We start from the raw sequence: 15,493 nt of genomic DNA on the forward strand, positions 1-15,493 counted from the left end.
CCTTCGGCCATGGACGGCACTATTGCCCGGCGGCGTTCCTGTCCCGCCTTGTGCTGGATCAAACCCTGCTGGCGCTGGTACGCCGCTTCCCCCGCCTGGAGTCGGTCGAGGACCTTGAGACGTGGGACTGTTTCGACCGCAGGCCGTTGACGATCATCTTCCACACTCCGGAAGTTTCGGTCCCCTCAGATCCATTGTGACCTGCTGTTCAGCTCCACATCGGAGCCGATGAAAGCCGTTGAATCTCCGAAACTTGCGGAATATCGATGGCAATGTTTCAATGACTTCTCATCGTCCTGGCCGCCGGTCTCCACCCGGCGGCCGTACGCAAGGAGAGGCCATGGTTTCCACACCTCGCCCGGCCCGCAGATTCCTCGCCGTCGCCGCCGCAGTCGCCGCGGCCGCCGTCGGCACCGTCGCCGCTCTCACGCTCGCCGCCACCCCGTCCCAGGCGGCGACCTGCAACGGCTACGTCGGGCTCACCTTCGATGACGGCCCGACGCCCGGCAACACCCAGAACCTGATCAACGCACTCACCTCGAACGGCCTCCGGGCGACGTTCTTCGACGAGGGCAAGAACGTGCAGGCGAACCCGTCGCTCGTCCAGGCGACCAAGAACGCCGGCATGTGGATCGGCAACCACAGCTGGGACCACCCGCACATGACGCAGCTGAGCACATCTCAGATGACGACCCAGATCGCCAATACGCAGTCGGCGATCCAGCAGGTCACCGGCACCGCGCCGAAGCTGTTCCGGCCGCCGTACGGGGAGACCAACAGCACGCTGAAGTCAGTCGAGGCGCAGTACGGCCTCACCGAGATCATCTGGGACGTCGACTCGCAGGACTGGAACAACGCCAGCGTCTCGTCGATCGTGGCGGCCAACGCCCGGCTCACCAACGGGCAGGTCATCCTGATGCACGACTGGCCGGCCAACACGGTCGCCGCCATCCCGCAGATCGCGGCCGGTCTGGCCAGCCGCAACCTGTGCGCTGGAATGATCTCGCCGGCGACCGGGCGGGCGGTCGCTCCCGACGGTTCTCAGCCGCCGACCTCACCGTCGGCGTCGGCCACCACGTCGAGCCCGCCGCCCACCGGTGGCGGCGGCTGCCGGGTGACCTCGGCGATCAACGCCTGGAACAACGGCCTGACCAACAATCTCACCATCACGAACACCAGCGGCTCGGCCGTCTCCAACTGGCGGCTGACCTTCACCCTCCCGGGTGGACAGACCATCACCTCGGGCTGGAACGCCACCTACAGCCCGGCCAGCGGCGCGGTGACGGCGACCAACGCGGGCTACAACTCGACCATCGCCGCCGGTGGCTCGGTGGGCATCGGCTACCAGGCCACGCATACCGGCAACACCGGCGCGCCGACCGGCTTCGCGCTCAACGGCGTCGCCTGCAGCTGACGCGCTGCGCAACGCAGCCGAGCGTCCGGTACGCCGCGACTACGCGGAAGCGGCGTACCGGACGAGGGGGGCGGATTCGAAGTTCAGGCCGGCCGCCATGGTCTGGCGTACCCAGCGCATCCGGGCGGCGGCCGATTCGGGGTGGTCGCCGAACTCCTGGGCGACCTGGCCGGCGCAGTACTGCGGGCCGAACTGCTCGAGGACGCCCGTGATCGCCGCAGTGACCTCCCGTGTGTCGGGGCGGTCCGAAGCTTGCACGTGGGAGGCGAACAGCGCCTCGCACATGGTGTCCAGGTTCAGGTGGAACATCGCTCATCCTCCGGGTTCTCGTCCGCGTTCTCGTCGCTTGTTCCATCGTGCCGCCGGTCACACTCGGTAAACATCGTCTATCCGGCCTATAGCGCAATTCGGGCATCCGGGACGTGCGAAGGCCGGAAGGTCGGCTACCTCGCAAACTCGGTGACTCTCAGTTAAGGCGAGAAGCTCTGCGTAGCGACTTCGAGTCCACTCACCGGGATGACCAAACATCGATGTTTGTCACGACGTAAGGTCCACTGTGGTGTCTCCACCACCACCGAAAGGATCGCCCATGCGTACCACCAGAACATCCATCGGCGCGCTCGTCGTGTCCGTCCTGGCCACCGTCGGCCTGGCGGGCACGTTCGTCGCCACCGCGCCACAGGCCAGCGCCGCGACCGCCTGCCAGGTCACCTACCGCGTCAACGAATGGCCCGGCGGGTTCGTCGGCTACGTCGACATCACCGCCGGTGCCACCGCCATTCACGGCTGGACCGTGACCTGGGTCTACGGCGGGGATCAGAAGATCACGTCGTCCTGGGGCGCGACCGTGGCGCAGTCCGGCACTGCGGTGACCGCCACCAATGTCGCGTACAACGGCGACATCAACCCCGGCGCCACCGTCGAGTTCGGCGTACAGGGCACCTGGGCCACCGCCGATCCCACGCCCACATCGCTGCTGCTCAACGGCGCTCCCTGCGGCACGGTCCCGACCAGCCCATCGGCCTCACCGTCCGCATCGATCTCCCCGTCCGCGTCGCCGTCGACCTCGCCGACGTCCAGCTCCTGCGGATCACTCACGCTGTGTGAGGGCTTCGAGAGCCAATCCACTGGTACGCCCAGCGGGGCATGGGTCGTCAGTTACCCGGATTGCCAGGGAACCGGCACCGCAACGGTTGACCCGACGACGGCGTACCGCGGGGGCAAGTCGCTGAAGATCAGCGGCACGGAGGGCTACTGCAACCACGTCTTCGTCAAGTCGACGGCGACGCTCACCGGTTCGGTGTGGTACGCCCGCTTCTACGTACGCCACACGACCGCGCTCCCGGCTTCGCACGTGACCTTCGCGGCATTGAAGGACGCCGCCGACGGCAACCGCGATCTGCGGATGGGCGGCCAGAACGGGGCGCTGCAATGGAACCGCCAGTCCGACGACGCGACGCTGCCCGAGCAGAGCCCGGCCGGAGTCGCGTTGTCCGCAGTGCTGCCGGTCAACTCGTGGAACTGCGTCGAGTTCAAGGTCAGTGGCGCTGACGGAACCATGCAGACCTGGCTCAACGGAACCGAGGTCGCCGGTTTGCACGAGGACGGCGTACCGACGCATGACATCGATCAGCAATGGCTGAGCCGCACCAACTGGCGGCCGAGCCTGACCGACTTCCGGCTGGGCTGGGAGAGCTACGGAAGCGGCGCGGACACGTTGTGGTTCGACGAGGTGGCCCTGGGCGCGAGCCGGATCGGCTGCTGAGGCGGGCCGCAGGCGCTAGCGCGGCGAGCCGTCGCGCTAGCGCCTGTCCTTGAGCCGCTCGAACTGTCCATCATGGATATCACCGACCCACTCCCAGCCGGGCTGCGGGGACGAGACCCGGGGATCGCCGGGGAGGTCCCCCGCCCGCAGCGCGAGCACGTACGCACGGTCCAGCGCGATGCGTTCGCGCACCTCACCGACACCGACCGAGCCGTGCCCCGGTACCACGACGTCGACGTCGTCCGCGACTTCCTCGAACAGGTCCAGAGCGGTGAGGTAGTCCCCGATCGGATCGGCGGATTCGAGGTCGAGCATCGGGACCAGCACGTCGGAGAGCATGTCCCCGGCGACCAGTACGCGTCGCACCCCGATCAGCAGCGCCGCGTGACCCGGCGCGTGCGCCCGATGTTCGATGATCCGGGCATCCGGACCGTCCCAGGGAACCCGCGCCGCGTCGGCGGGCAGACCGGTGATCAGGCCATACAGGTCCAGCGGCACCTGGTCGGCGATCCCGGTCGACTCGAGGTGATCGATGATCTTCGTCTTTATGTCCGGGTCGGCGAGCTGCTCCGCCACGGCGGCGGCGCAACGCGCGGTGCCGTAGCGCGGGGCGGTACCGAGTTCGGCGTGCCAGATCAGATGATCCCAGTCGGGATGGGTGGAGAAGCCCGCCACGACGGTCTGACCTAGGTCGCCGAGGTCGTGCGCGAGGCAGGTCAGCTCCGAGTCCAGCAGTCCGGCGTCGACGAGCAGTACGCCGGAGCCGCCCTGGACGACGACGGCGTTGCTCTGCACGAACTCGCTCTCGTGGACCAGTACGCCGTCCGCGATCTGCTTCAGCATTACCTCGTCTCCTTCGCGTCCTGAACGGCGTACCGGTGCAGGGTCACGCCGGAGGTGAACCGTCGCTGCTCGATCAGCTCGAGATCGATCGGGCGGTCATAGTCGTCGAACAGCGGCCGGCCGAAGCCGAGGATCGCGGGATGGGTCCAGAGCCGAAGCTCGTCGAGCAGTCCGGCCCGCAGCAGCTGGGTCGCCAGCGTCGCGCCGCCCACGCTGAGGAGACCGTCCGTCTGCGCCCGCAGCTCGGCGAGCCGGCCGATCGCGTCGTCCCCGCCGATGATCCGGGTGTTGTAGCCGGCCTCGTTACGCGTACGCGAGACGAGCACCTTCGGCTTGGCCGTCCAGATCTCCCCGAACTCCCGCAGGTAATCCGGGAGAGAGGCGTCGTCGCCCGACCGCGGCCAGTACTCCTCCATCACTTCGTAGAACACGCGGCCGTGGACCATGACGGCAACCTCCCGCGCCTGCGCATTCGCGTCGCGGTGCAACTCCTCGTCGATACGCAACCACTCGCCGGCCCCGTTGTCGCCGGGGACCTGCTCGATCCGCAAGTCGACGGACACGTTCATCGAGTAGACGAAGCGGCCCATGCCCACCTCCATAGTGATTGCGTTCTGCAACCACTATATTGGGGACGACCTACCTGTCAAGGAGGACTCGTGGAACCACGATCCGGCTGTCCGATCAACGCCGCCGTCGAAGTGCTGGGCGATCGCTGGTCGCTGCTGGTCCTCCGCGACGTCATCTTCAGCGACCGCCGCTACTTCCGTGCCCTGCTGACCGGGTCGGCGGAGGGGATCGCGTCGAACATCCTCGCCGACCGCCTCGTACGCCTCGTCGAGGCGGGCATCCTCACCCGTGGCACCGCCGCCCGGGGCCAACGCGCCCGCTACAGCCTGACCGAAGCCGGAATTCAGACTCTCCCGATCATCTACGCCCTCGGCAATTGGGGCCTCGACTGGCGTACGGGGGACGACGGGCTCCGCCGACGCCAGGAGATCCTGCGCGACGGGGGTCTGGCGTTCCTCGACGAGCTCATGGACGAGTTACGCGTACGCCATCTCGGGGCGCCGCCTTCCGCCCGGCCGCCTTCCGCCGGGCCGAGCGAGAGCGGGTCGATCTCCTGAGTGGAACGTTTGGGGGCCTGCCGGATCGGCCAGCTCCCCGCAAACGTTCCACCCACGAGGTCGACCTATGCTTGCGCGATGCCGTTCGCCCCGCGCTGGACTCGATTGCTGATGGTCGTCTCGGCCGCCGGTTTCGCGGCCGCCGCGTACGCGATCCGCGCCGTGACGGACGGGCCGATCGGGCAGTACTCCGGCGCTGCGTTGTCGGGGGCCATCGTCTACACGATCGTGCTCTTCATCCGGCCGACGATCTCCGCACCGGTCGCCGGCTTCGCTGCGATCGCGTACTGCTGGTTCATCGAGTTCGCGCAGCTCACCCCGGTGCCTGCGGCGATCTCCGAGCGCAGCTGGTTCGCCCGGCAGCTGCTCGGCGCCCAGTTCGACCTCGTCGATGTCCTGTGGTATCCGGTTGGCGTGCTGCCGCTGGTCGCAGTGCATTGGTTTCTCCGCGCTCGCACGCGCCCGGTCGCCGACCCTCAGTGATATTTACTCTCGTCGAAGTCAACCGCGAGGTCTGCCGGGGCCCGCATGCGCCACGCGTCGACGACGAGTTCGGTCAGCCGGTCGACGCCGACCTGGGCCAGCCGCACCATGACCAAGGGCATCCCGTCGTAGGACGGTGTGGTGAAGAACAGGTCCGGTTCGCCGAGTAATAGCGCCTGTTTCTCAAGCTCGTCACCGACATACAACACCGCGATGTCGGTCCGGATGACCCGGCGCTTGCCCGGTTCGCGCTCCGGATAGGACCACACGAACCCCTTGTTGCCGACGCGGAAGTCGAAGCCGTCGCTGTCGATCTCCACGACATGCGGCAACGACGACGCGAGCCGCCGTACGTCGTCGGCGTCAGCCATCGATCCCACCTTCCACCGCGATCGGCCGCCAGGTCCGGCCGTCGTCCGCACTGCGATACAGCCTGCCACCGCCGACACCGACTCCGGTCGTCAGCCACACCACACCGTCCCCCATCGGAAACAGGTCTGTGATGGACTCCTCGTCCGGCAGCGGTACGCCGAGCCGCCGCCAGGGTCCGGTCACCTGGCCGGCGACCCACACGTCGTGGCCCGACGCGCTCCAGAGACGGCCGTCGACAGCCCGCACGAGGATGTCGCGATCGACCGCAGCCGGAGAGGTCGGCAGACGATGCGGGCCACTCCACTCGTCACCGTCTCGGGCGTACGCCCAAACGCCTTGCCATGTCGGACCGGGGTTGCGGCGTGATCGCGCCACGGTCCGCAGAGTCAGCAGTTCGCCGGGGTTCGGCCGGAGCACGGGAAACAGCCAGGTCTCGGCGGTGGCTGGCAGGCCCGGCGGGAGTGGCAGTGCCAGCCGTGTCCAGCTTCTACCACCGTCCTCGGTGACGTCGAGCAGATCGGCGCGGTGGCCCTCCTGGGCGACACGCATACCATGCGCGGCATCCGCGAAGGCGAAGTCGACGATCGGCGTACTATCGTCGGCAGCAAGCCGTTCCCACGTCGCACCGCCGTCCCCGGTACGCACAAGGCCCGAAGAGCCGCCGGGAACGTGCAGCCGCAGCCAGGCCTGCCGCGTACTGAGTAAGAAGGCTCCCGCGCCTTGCCGATCCGGTGGCGAACCGAGCGTCCACGACGTTCCGGCGTTGTGCGTACCAGCGAGAATTTGAGCGAAGGACTCCCCTGGCGCGACCGGCCGTCCGTTGATCTGGTTGCGATGGGCCGGCCAGAGGCCGAGCAGACCCGCGGCCTGGTCGGCGTCGAAGGCGCGCAGCGGACCGAGCAGGACGCCGGGCCAGCCCAGTTGGCAGGTCCACGTCGCGCCGCCGTCCACCGTACGCAGCAGCGACGATGTCCCCGCGCCACCGATCGCCACCCACCCGGTCGTCGCCGAGACGAAGGCCGCGGCCTGCACGGGCTGGCCCACCGGCACGGACGGGGCGCCGGCGGCCGCCACTTCGATCGGCGGTGCCAGCGCCGGTACCGGCCGCCACGTCTCCTCGATGCGCACGCAGCCATCTTGCCCTGCGGCTGCGCACGGCACCGTCACTCGAGGCCGAGCACCTTGCGGGTGATGGCGATGATCCGTTCCCGGCTCTCGCCGCCGGCGACGGTCAGCGTCTTGTCGCCCATGATGACGTCGACGAAGTACTCCGGGCCGAGCGGACCGGTCGGACCGCCGAACGACCAGGCGGCGTCCGCGCCGGGGATGTCGACCGGCTCGAGGTTCTCGACATCCGGCCGTGGGCTCGTGGAGACCGTCTTCGAGACGCCGATGACGAGCTGGACCTTGCTCGGTCCGATGTAGGAGCACGCCTGGACGCCGCTGTGGTTGAACACTTCGCGCTGGCCGTAGCCGAAGGCGGCGGCTGCGGCGTCCGGGCAGCCCTGGGGCAGCACGGCCACCTTGCCGCCGGGCCGGACGCTGGTGCCCGGAGCAGCGGTCTTCTCGTCGTCGGGCACGTGATAGTCGACGGGCAGTACGCCGAGGATGGTGACGTCGCGCAGCGCGGTCAACGGCGAGAGCAGACGCTGGATGGCCGGGCCGACTACGCTGCGGATGAACGGCTCGGTCACCTGCTGGATCAGCGTCGGAACGCCCTGGAACAGCAGGCTCGTGACTCGTTCGTGCAGGTCGTCGAGGTCTTTGCGGTGCACCTTGGCCGACAGCTGGACGATGCCGTCCTGCATCAGCTTGCCTTCAGCGACGTCGGGCGGCTCCGGCAGCGTCTGGTAGCGCCACGTCGCCGTCGAGTCGGCGGCCAGTGGGCCGCTGTCGGAGACCTTCACGACCATCGGCCCGGGCGCCTGCTCGAACACCGTCCACGTGACGTCCGCGTCCTTCGGCGTCAGGGACGGCAGCGTCACGCCGGCCACCCGGGCGCAGCCCTCGATCTCCGGCGGCCACTGCTGCGGCTGGTTCGACCCTGCGCGTACGCGCAACGTCATGGTGCCGTCGTGGGCGCTCGCATCCCGGCGCGCGATCCCCGGATCGGGCCGGATGTCGCCGGTCCACGGCTGCAGGAACAACAGGATCTGGGAGGCGACCGCCACGACGCTCGCCACCGTCGCGATCGCGCTGATCACCGGACGCAGCGCGAGATCTACCCCGCCGATGACGATCGCCTTGATCTTGTCGATGCCGAAGTTGACGACTGCTGCGCCGAGATTGCGGATGAACGTCAGCGCGTCCATGAACCATCCGCCCGACGACGTCACGATCTTGATGTGGCCGATGGCGGCGAACACCTTCTCGATGGTCGTATGGATGAAGCCGGTCACGGCTTCGCATCCGCTCACGGCCTGCGCACCGCCGCCGCTACCACCGGTGGACTCCACCGCCGGGGCGACGTCCGCGGCGAACAGCGCCAGGACGATCGTCGGGAACGTGACGTCTTGGTAGTGCGCCCAGTTCTGGGTGCCCAGCGCCTGCTTGGCCAGCTCCGCCTTCGCACCCGGGGCGGTCTGCGCCCAGGCGATGATCAGCAGCGAGGCGGGAATGGGTTTCGCACCGTCGACCATCCTCGGTGTGCTGACCAGACTGTCGACGTCACGGCCACGCAGTCCCGCGTACGCCCACACACCGAGCGCCGCATTAGCCACCTGCTCCCGCAGGAGCCGCATCGGCGCTGCCGGTCGCTTGACCTCCGACAGGGGCTTGGACTCACCGGGACGATAGACGCCGATCCCGGCTGCGGCCAGGCTCTCGGCGTACTGGTCCACAGTCGACTCAGTGAACGCGACAGTGCTCCGTCCCCGGGAGGCCGTCGGCTGGGAGGTGGACGGACCACTCGATCCGCAGCCGGTCAGCACGAGGGAAAGGGCGATGGCAACGCTGTACAACCTACGCATGGCCGACATCGTCGGCACTGGAGCGTCCCGGGCGCATAGGGCGGATGTCCCGGCCGAGCCGGGAATCTCGCGGCGTACCACGCCACATGAGTCGCCGGCCGGATGCGACGGCCTCGTTGTCCTCGCACCCGGCCGGCTCAGGCGACTACGCCGTCAGCGGCCGGCTCTTGTGGCGGTACGCCCCGACGACGGCGTCGAGCGCCAACTTGCCGGGACCGAGGATCGCCACGAGGAAGAACGACCAGCAGAACAGGGCGGCCAGTTCACCGCCGTTCTTGAGCGGGATGAGCGCCGTCGGCTGATGCACGACGAAGTACGCGTACGCCATCGAGCCGGAGCACAGCAGGGCGGCCCACCGCGTACCGAGTCCGAGGAGCACGAGCACCCCGCCGACCAGCTGGATCGCCGCCGCCCACCAACCAGGCCACTGTCCGAACGGGATCGCGGCGGCAGTGCCGCGGGCCCCACCCAGGATGCCGAAGATGGACGCCGCTCCGTGCATCGCGAACAGCAGGCTGACCACGATGCGGAACAGCCCGATGCCGTAGGGACGGAACTGCTCCATCGATTGCCGTGAGTTCATAAAGAATGGGAACGCTCCCACCGTCACAATGGTTCCATCGAACAGAAGCTATTTCCGTGACCATCGTCATATTGACATGAATAATGTGATTAAGATAAGACGGTACGCTGAAGCGGTGATCGTTGCGGTACGCGGACTGTGCGTCGAACGCGGTGGCAACCTGGTCGTGAAGGATGTCAGCTTCGGCGTAGCGCCGGGCGAAGTCGTCGCCTTGCTCGGAGTGAACGGCGCGGGCAAGTCCACCATCTTGCGCTGCCTCACCGGACTGCTGTCGCCGACCGCCGGCGAGCTCGAAGTCCTCGGCAAGCCGCCCACCGCCGATCCCGAGTACTGGCGAGACGTCGCGTACGTGGCGGAGGAGCCGTCCTGGTATCCCGGATTGACCGTGCGCGAACACCTCGACCTGGTACGCGTCACGCACGGATCGGAGGCCGATCTCGACGCGGCCGTCGACGAATTCGGGCTGACCGGCCGGGCCGACGCCACACCGTTGGCTCTCTCCTCCGGTCAGCGGCGGCGGGTCATGCTCGCTGCGGCGCTGCTGCGGCCCAGCCGACTGCTCCTGCTCGATGAACCCGAGCAGACCCTCGACAGTGGATTCCGGGGAGCCCTGGCGCGCCGCCTGGTCGCGTACGCCCAAGGCGGCGGCGCGGTGCTGCTGGCGGCCCACGATCTGGAGTTCGTCGCAGCCTGTGGCGCGCGGCGCCTGATCATCGCCGATCACGCCCTCACCGCCGAATGACCGCCCTCGCCCAAGCGCGGCGGCTGACCCGCGCGCACCGTCCGGCCGGCACCCTGACCGACCGTTACACGCTGTTCTTCGGCCTCGCCGTGGCGCTCGGCCTGATCGCCGCCCCGCTGCTGCCCGTGGTCCGGGGCCTGAGCTCCGGCCAGACGCATCCAGAGCGAGCGGTGCTGGCCGCGTCCATGCTGCTCCTGGCCGTCACCGGCGTTGCACAGGTGGCTCGCGTCATCGGCCCACTATTCCTGCCGCCATCAGATGCACATTGGCTACTACTGACGCCACTACCGCGCAGGGCTGTCCTCACGCGAGTCGCGCTCCTACTGGCACTGACGGCCGCGGTACTCGGAAGCCTCCTCGGCGTCGCGACTCTCGCCGCCGTGGGCACGCCGAACGCGCTGGTCACCGGGGCCGCCGCGACAGCCGGCGCAGCGACCATGCTCACCCTCACCGTCGCCACCGTCCGCTGGCAGGCCTCGCGCGCCAAGTGGCCGCGCATCGTGCTCAGCGCGGCCTTCGTCGTGGGCGAGGGATTCGCCATCGCGTGGGCACTCGGCCTGCGCATGACGCCGGCAATGCCCGCGACCAGCACCGTCGTCATGGCGACCGGCGCGCTGCTCATTCTCGTCACAATGCTCATCTGGTACGCGTGGCGCAGCTTGCGCGATTTCCCGGCGGCCGCGGTGGTCCAAGCGTCGCAGCGCCTCGGGTCCGCCGCGGATGCGACGATCGGCCTAGATCCGTTCCACCTCTCGCTCGTCGCCGAGGACCGCTACTGGACATCCAGGAGGATGCGCTCGCGGGGCTGGCCCCGACTGCGCCCGCAGTGGTTGGCAGCGCTCGCCGACGCCCGCACTCTCGCCCGCCGACCGGGGCGACTGGCCGTCCTCGCCGCAGCCGTCGCCTGGCCAACGTTGTTGGCACTCATGACTTCCGGCCAACACATCGCGGTGATCCTCCTCCTCGGGGCGGGTACGCTTTCCGCTGCCGCCGCAGGCCTGGCGACCCTACGCCGAGACGTCGCCGACCCCTCGTTACGCCGTATGCTCGGCGTCGACCCGGCGGCCGCCGACGCCGCCCGCCTGGCCCTGCCGGGCCTGCTCGGCGGCGGCTGGCTCACCGCCGCCCTGATCTGCGGCACCGTCATGGGCATCCTCCCGCCCGGACCGTGGTGGGCGTTCGGGCCGCTCGCGGCACCGGTCATCGCCGTCGCCGCCCGCCGCTTGGCGCGCCGGGGTCCGATCGACCACACCTCGACGCTGATCGTCATGCCGATGACCGGATCGCAGTTGCCCACCGGATGGCTGTTGTGGTCGTTCAAGGGACTCGACGTCGCAGTTCTCGGCACTCTTCCGGCGCTGCTGGCGCTCGCCACCGCGCGGGTGACCGCTTTCGCGCTATTCGCGCAGCTGGCGTTGAGCGCCCTGGTCCTCGCGGTTGCGCTTCGCTCCCGTCCCTAGGCACGAATCGTCGCCCGTTTCACGGGGTATTTCACCATTTTGTCGTGTCCGGCCGATATTCAATCAGACATCTGGGCATCGGTCGCCGTTGGTGCCTGTGATGAATTCCGCAGTTTTCCGATCCAGCTTCGAGACAGCTTGTAGCCGCCTCTGACCTGCGGTTATCTTCTGCCAGCAATCTTTACGGTTCCCCTCGGAGATCCTTCATGGACCTGTCATACCCCCGTGCGCTCTTCGCGCGCCGCCGTCGCCGGCTTCTTGCGGCGGCTCTCGCTGCAGGCCTTGTAGCGGCCCTTCTTCCGGCCACTGCCTCGTCGGCTGCCGCCTCGATCACAGCGGTCGACGACCCGCAGCAGGCGAGCGCGGCCGCCCGCAGCTCGGGTCATCGGGTCGAGACGATGAAGCTTCGGACGGAGACATCGCAGACGTTCGCGAACCCCGACGGCAGCTTCACGCAGGAGCAGGCGACCGTGCCGCAGTTCGTCCATCGCGCGGACGGTTCGTGGGCGTCCGTGGACACCGATCTGGCCCGGCGCCCTGACGGCGTCGTCGCGCCGAAGGCGACCACGGCCGATCTTCGACTCTCCGACGGCGGAAACAGCCCTCTTGTCACCTTCACCCGTGACAGATCGACTTTCACGCTCGCTTGGCCGACGGCGCTGCCGAAGCCGAGCCTCGCCGGAGACACGGCCACCTACTCGGAAGTCCTGCCCGGAGTGGACCTGACCGTACGCGCGCTGGCAGACGGCTTCACGCACGTTCTGGTGGTCAAGAGCGCCGAAGCCGCCACCCAGCCCGGTCTGGCCGAATTGAAGTACCGGCTTGGCGGCACCGGCGTGCAGATCGCCCCGACCGCGGAGGGCGGCCTGTCCGTCAAAGGCAAGGGCGGCGCACCGCTGATCCAGTCGGGCGGCGCACTCATGTGGGATTCCAACACTAGCGACGCGCCGGGCGGCCGGACCGTCGCCGACGCAGGCAAGGGTGCCGTGGCGGACAAGTCGTCGCATCGTGCTCCCGGCGACCTGGCAGCACGTTCGCAAGCGCACATGAGCGTGGCGAGCGGCGAATTGAAGCTCGCCCCGGATGCTCGGCTGCTGACCGGCGCGCACACCGTCTATCCCGTCTATGTGGACCCCGTGTTCAGCTACTCCAAGTGGGCGTACGCGAACAACACCAACATGACGAACAGCGACGGCAAGGCGTGGGTCGGCAAGGACCCGGTCAACGGCAATATCTACCGCTCGTTCTTCCAGTACTCGATCAGTTCGCTGACCGGGAAGAAGATCACCGCCGCCAACCTGGCCACGACCTTGTGGCACTCGTGGTCGTGCACCTCGACGCCCGCGTCGTTGTATCGCACCAACGGCATCTCCGCGACCCCCCGCGTGAGCTGGTCGTCCATGACCCTGTCGAAGTATCTGGACACGCGGTCCGGTCATGCGAACAAGTCCGGCGGCTGCGGAGCGAACGAGCCGGACATGCCGATGGAGTTCGGCGGGAACCTGCTGTCCGATCTGCAGGCGGCCGCGAATTCCGGCTGGACCACCTACGTTGTGGGTTTGACCGCTCGCAAGGCGGACGGCACGGGCGAGTCGACCACCGATCGATGGAAGAAGTTCATCGTGGCCGACACCAAGCTGGTCGTGACCTACAACTCTTACCCGACGGTGCAGTCCAGCTCGTTGAAGACCAACGGGTACGCCTGTGTCACGGGCGTGAGCCGGCCTCGGCTGGGCGTCGACCCCACGGCTTCGGCGATCGGCGTCGACGCCGAGAACGGCAACGTGACGATGACGTTCCAGCGGGCTCACATCAAGGCCGACGGTACCTACGAGACGATCACACCGCTTGGCACGGTCACGAAGGCGTCCGGTACGGCGGCAACGAAGCAGCTGACCGGGTTATCCGGTGGAAACTCATATGCCTGGCAGGTGATGGCGTCCGATTCCAGCGGTCTGTCCAGCGCTTGGTCAGCCTGGTGCGAATTCACGGTGGACACTTCGGCGCCCACGGTCACGCCTAAGATCACGTCGACGGACGGTCTGGTCCAGGAGTGCCCGGAAGGCTCGCAGGATTGCCCAGGATCGGGGATGCCCGGGCAGACCGCCTCGTTCACGTTCGCGCCGAAGGACCCGGCCGACCCGGCCGACGTCAGCGACATCGTCGCGTACGAGTGGGGCTGGACCGACACACCCACCACTCGGGTCGGCTTCACCCAGGGACAGACCACGACCGTCAAGCTGACCATGCCGTCCCCCCTCGCGGACGACCCCACCTCCGGCGGCGAATTGCGGCTGCGGGTACGCAGCGTGGACGGTGCCGGCAACCGCGGCCCCGTGTACAGCTACCGATTCATGGTCGGGTCCGCCGGGCCTGCGGCGACGTGGCTGAGCTCCTGGGACGACGGCTCCACGGCTAACCTCACCGACGCCACCGGCGGCGGCAAGGACGCCATCAGCACCAACACCGCCTGGAGTGCCACGGCGAACCAGCACGTTCCGGGCGATGCGTCGATGAGCTTCAACGGCACCAGCAGCAAGGCCGCGACGAGCGCCCCGGTGGTGACCCCGTCGCAGAGCTTCACCGTCACAGCGTGGGCCCGAACCACTGGAGCCGACGGCACTTACCGCAACGTCCTGGCTCAGTCCGGTCCGCAGACCAGCCTGTTCGGTCTCGGTATGTCGAGCGGCGGCAAATGGGCGTTCTGGTGGCATCCGACCCTGGACGGGTCGACGGCGACGGTGGTCTCCACCGCCGCGACCGTGAAGCCGAATGTCTGGACTCACTTGGCCGGTACCTACGACGCGGTCGCCAACCAGATCACGCTATACGTCAACGGCGTCAAGGTCGGCACCGCGGCGCTGCCCGCCGGATCGGTCCTCACCGCGGACGGCAGCTTCACGATCGGTCACGGCCGGTACGCCAACGCCGACACCTACTTCTGGAACGGCGACATCGACGACGTTCAGGCTCATAACCGCATCATGAGCCCCGCCGAGGTGGAGGCTGTCGCGCTCGCCGCCGTCGGCCGGTGGCGCATGGACGAGGGTTCCGACCTGTACGCCTACGACGGTGCCGGCTACGGCAGCTGGATGTCCTCTCGGGACATGACCGTCAGCTTGTCCGGGACGGGTGCGAGCTGGACGGCCGACAAGTCCGGCGCGACGGCTTTGCAGACCGACGGTGTCACCGGTTCAGCGCAGACCACCAGCGCTGTCGTCCGCACGAACCAGTCCTTCACGGTATCGGCCTGGGTCAGGCTGGATCGTAAGACCGGGTTCCAAGCCGTCTGGAGTCAGGACGGCGGGCTCAACTCCGCCGCGTACATGCGTTATCAAGACAACTACACCAACGGCATCTGGGTCTTCGGCATGACGAACGCGGCCGACTCCACCGGTGTCCAGGTCGCCGCCTACCAGCAGACCGTCGCGATCGGCACGTGGACCCATCTGACCGGCGTGTACGACGCCACCGCCGGGCAGATGAAGCTCTACGTCAACGGTGTCCTCGGCGGTTCGACCAACACGGCGACCTACACGATGACGTGGGATGGCGGCGACGTCTTCGCCATCGGCCGGATGAAATACCGAGGCAACATCAACACGTACTTCTGCGGGGCCATCGACGATCTGCGGGCATGGCAGTCCGCGCTGACCGCCGACCAGGTCACGCGCGTCTACAACAGCGCGCTGTAATTCCCCGGGCTCGCCGCCACATCCCTGGCGGCGAGCCCCA

The 15,493-nt window shown here is 68.1% G+C and carries 14 protein-coding genes and 1 pseudogene; 8 read left to right on the forward strand and 7 right to left on the reverse strand.

The features are described from left to right. Together HOV77_RS32430 and HOV77_RS32435 are read left to right on the forward strand one after the other, a co-directional pair. A pseudogene (locus tag HOV77_RS32430) lies at window positions 1–200 on the forward strand (hypothetical protein); the annotation flags it as partial. Between the two features lie 140 nt (window positions 201–340). Beyond that, window positions 341–1,414 carry a polysaccharide deacetylase family protein gene (locus HOV77_RS32435; protein WP_290869463.1) on the forward strand — a complete coding sequence of 358 codons (1,074 nt, stop codon included), beginning with the start codon at window positions 341–343 and terminating at the stop codon, window positions 1,412–1,414. 39 nt (window positions 1,415–1,453) lie between these two features. Here the strand turns inward: HOV77_RS32435 and HOV77_RS32440 are convergent, their stop codons facing one another. Beyond that, on the reverse strand, window positions 1,454–1,723 hold the full coding sequence (locus tag HOV77_RS32440; protein WP_290869466.1) for a hypothetical protein: 270 nt from the start codon (window positions 1,721–1,723) through the stop codon (window positions 1,454–1,456). 280 nt (window positions 1,724–2,003) lie between these two features. Here HOV77_RS32440 and HOV77_RS32445 point away from each other — a divergent pair, with 280 nt between their 5' ends. Continuing rightward, window positions 2,004–3,179 carry a cellulose-binding domain-containing protein gene (locus HOV77_RS32445; RefSeq protein WP_290869469.1) on the forward strand — a complete coding sequence of 392 codons (1,176 nt, stop codon included), beginning with the start codon at window positions 2,004–2,006 and terminating at the stop codon, window positions 3,177–3,179. Window positions 3,180–3,215: 36 nt separating this feature from the next. Here the strand turns inward: HOV77_RS32445 and HOV77_RS32450 are convergent, their stop codons facing one another. Continuing rightward, the gene (locus HOV77_RS32450) at window positions 3,216–4,022 is read right to left on the reverse strand and encodes an MBL fold metallo-hydrolase (protein ID WP_290869472.1); all 807 of its coding nucleotides are present in this window, start codon (window positions 4,020–4,022) and stop codon (window positions 3,216–3,218) included. Next, entirely contained in the window at window positions 4,022–4,612 is a 591-nt protein-coding gene (locus tag HOV77_RS32455; protein WP_290869475.1) for a dihydrofolate reductase family protein, read from the reverse strand. The genes HOV77_RS32450 and HOV77_RS32455 overlap by 1 nt, the downstream gene beginning before the upstream one ends. Before the next feature lie 69 nt (window positions 4,613–4,681). Here HOV77_RS32455 and HOV77_RS32460 point away from each other — a divergent pair, with 69 nt between their 5' ends. Both HOV77_RS32460 and HOV77_RS32465 read left to right on the forward strand, forming a co-directional pair. Then, window positions 4,682–5,149, forward strand: a complete 468-nt coding sequence (locus tag HOV77_RS32460; RefSeq protein ID WP_290869478.1) for a helix-turn-helix domain-containing protein — start codon at window positions 4,682–4,684, stop codon at window positions 5,147–5,149. Between the two features lie 78 nt (window positions 5,150–5,227). Further along, entirely contained in the window at window positions 5,228–5,632 is a 405-nt protein-coding gene (locus HOV77_RS32465; RefSeq protein WP_290869481.1) for a DUF2809 domain-containing protein, read from the forward strand. Here HOV77_RS32465 and HOV77_RS32470 read toward each other — a convergent pair. The 4 genes from HOV77_RS32470 to HOV77_RS32485 form a co-directional block, all read right to left on the reverse strand. Next, window positions 5,626–6,003: a hypothetical protein gene (locus tag HOV77_RS32470; protein ID WP_290869484.1), complete on the reverse strand. Its 378-nt coding sequence runs from the start codon at window positions 6,001–6,003 to the stop codon at window positions 5,626–5,628. The two genes, HOV77_RS32465 and HOV77_RS32470, sit on opposite strands and share 7 nt — an antisense overlap. Further along, window positions 5,996–7,132: a hypothetical protein gene (locus HOV77_RS32475; protein ID WP_290869487.1), complete on the reverse strand. Its 1,137-nt coding sequence runs from the start codon at window positions 7,130–7,132 to the stop codon at window positions 5,996–5,998. Before HOV77_RS32475 ends, HOV77_RS32470 begins: the two co-directional genes overlap by 8 nt. A gap of 35 nt (window positions 7,133–7,167) precedes the next feature. Beyond that, the gene (locus HOV77_RS32480) at window positions 7,168–8,973 is read right to left on the reverse strand and encodes a hypothetical protein (RefSeq protein WP_290869490.1); all 1,806 of its coding nucleotides are present in this window, start codon (window positions 8,971–8,973) and stop codon (window positions 7,168–7,170) included. A gap of 145 nt (window positions 8,974–9,118) precedes the next feature. Continuing rightward, window positions 9,119–9,538, reverse strand: a complete 420-nt coding sequence (locus HOV77_RS32485) for a DoxX family protein (RefSeq protein WP_290869493.1) — start codon at window positions 9,536–9,538, stop codon at window positions 9,119–9,121. Between the two features lie 133 nt (window positions 9,539–9,671). On the opposite strand from HOV77_RS32485, the gene ccmA reads away from it, so the two are divergent. The 3 genes from ccmA (at window position 9,672) to HOV77_RS32500 (ending at window position 15,453) form a co-directional block, all read left to right on the forward strand. Beyond that, window positions 9,672–10,298 carry a heme ABC exporter ATP-binding protein CcmA gene (ccmA, locus tag HOV77_RS32490; protein ID WP_290869496.1) on the forward strand — a complete coding sequence of 209 codons (627 nt, stop codon included), beginning with the start codon at window positions 9,672–9,674 and terminating at the stop codon, window positions 10,296–10,298. Next, the gene (locus HOV77_RS32495; protein WP_290869499.1) at window positions 10,295–11,758 is read left to right on the forward strand and encodes a DUF6297 family protein; all 1,464 of its coding nucleotides are present in this window, start codon (window positions 10,295–10,297) and stop codon (window positions 11,756–11,758) included. Before ccmA ends, HOV77_RS32495 begins: the two co-directional genes overlap by 4 nt. A gap of 206 nt (window positions 11,759–11,964) precedes the next feature. Then, the gene (locus HOV77_RS32500; protein WP_290869502.1) at window positions 11,965–15,453 is read left to right on the forward strand and encodes a LamG-like jellyroll fold domain-containing protein; all 3,489 of its coding nucleotides are present in this window, start codon (window positions 11,965–11,967) and stop codon (window positions 15,451–15,453) included. Window positions 15,454–15,493: the final 40 nt, after the last annotated feature.

Origin of the sequence: Hamadaea sp. (assembly GCF_013362815.1) — a bacterium.
Classification (GTDB): Bacteria; Actinomycetota; Actinomycetes; order Mycobacteriales; family Micromonosporaceae; genus Hamadaea.

Excerpts from the sequence above, each read along its gene's own strand:
- HOV77_RS32450 (WP_290869472.1), bottom strand. The coding sequence starts at position 4,022 with ATGCTGAAGCAGATCGCGGACGGCGTACTGGTCCACGAGAGCGAGTTC.
- HOV77_RS32470 (WP_290869484.1), bottom strand. The coding sequence starts at position 6,003 with ATGGCTGACGCCGACGACGTACGGCGGCTCGCGTCGTCGTTGCCGCAT.
- HOV77_RS32500 (WP_290869502.1), top strand. The coding sequence starts at position 11,965 with ATGGACCTGTCATACCCCCGTGCGCTCTTCGCGCGCCGCCGTCGCCGG.
- HOV77_RS32440 (WP_290869466.1), bottom strand. The coding sequence starts at position 1,723 with ATGTTCCACCTGAACCTGGACACCATGTGCGAGGCGCTGTTCGCCTCC.
- HOV77_RS32455 (WP_290869475.1), bottom strand. The coding sequence starts at position 4,612 with ATGGGCCGCTTCGTCTACTCGATGAACGTGTCCGTCGACTTGCGGATC.
- HOV77_RS32485 (WP_290869493.1), bottom strand. The coding sequence starts at position 9,538 with ATGGAGCAGTTCCGTCCCTACGGCATCGGGCTGTTCCGCATCGTGGTC.
- HOV77_RS32480 (WP_290869490.1), bottom strand. The coding sequence starts at position 8,973 with ATGCGTAGGTTGTACAGCGTTGCCATCGCCCTTTCCCTCGTGCTGACC.
- HOV77_RS32495 (WP_290869499.1), top strand. The coding sequence starts at position 10,295 with ATGACCGCCCTCGCCCAAGCGCGGCGGCTGACCCGCGCGCACCGTCCG.
- HOV77_RS32465 (WP_290869481.1), top strand. The coding sequence starts at position 5,228 with ATGCCGTTCGCCCCGCGCTGGACTCGATTGCTGATGGTCGTCTCGGCC.
- HOV77_RS32435 (WP_290869463.1), top strand. The coding sequence starts at position 341 with ATGGTTTCCACACCTCGCCCGGCCCGCAGATTCCTCGCCGTCGCCGCC.
- HOV77_RS32445 (WP_290869469.1), top strand. The coding sequence starts at position 2,004 with ATGCGTACCACCAGAACATCCATCGGCGCGCTCGTCGTGTCCGTCCTG.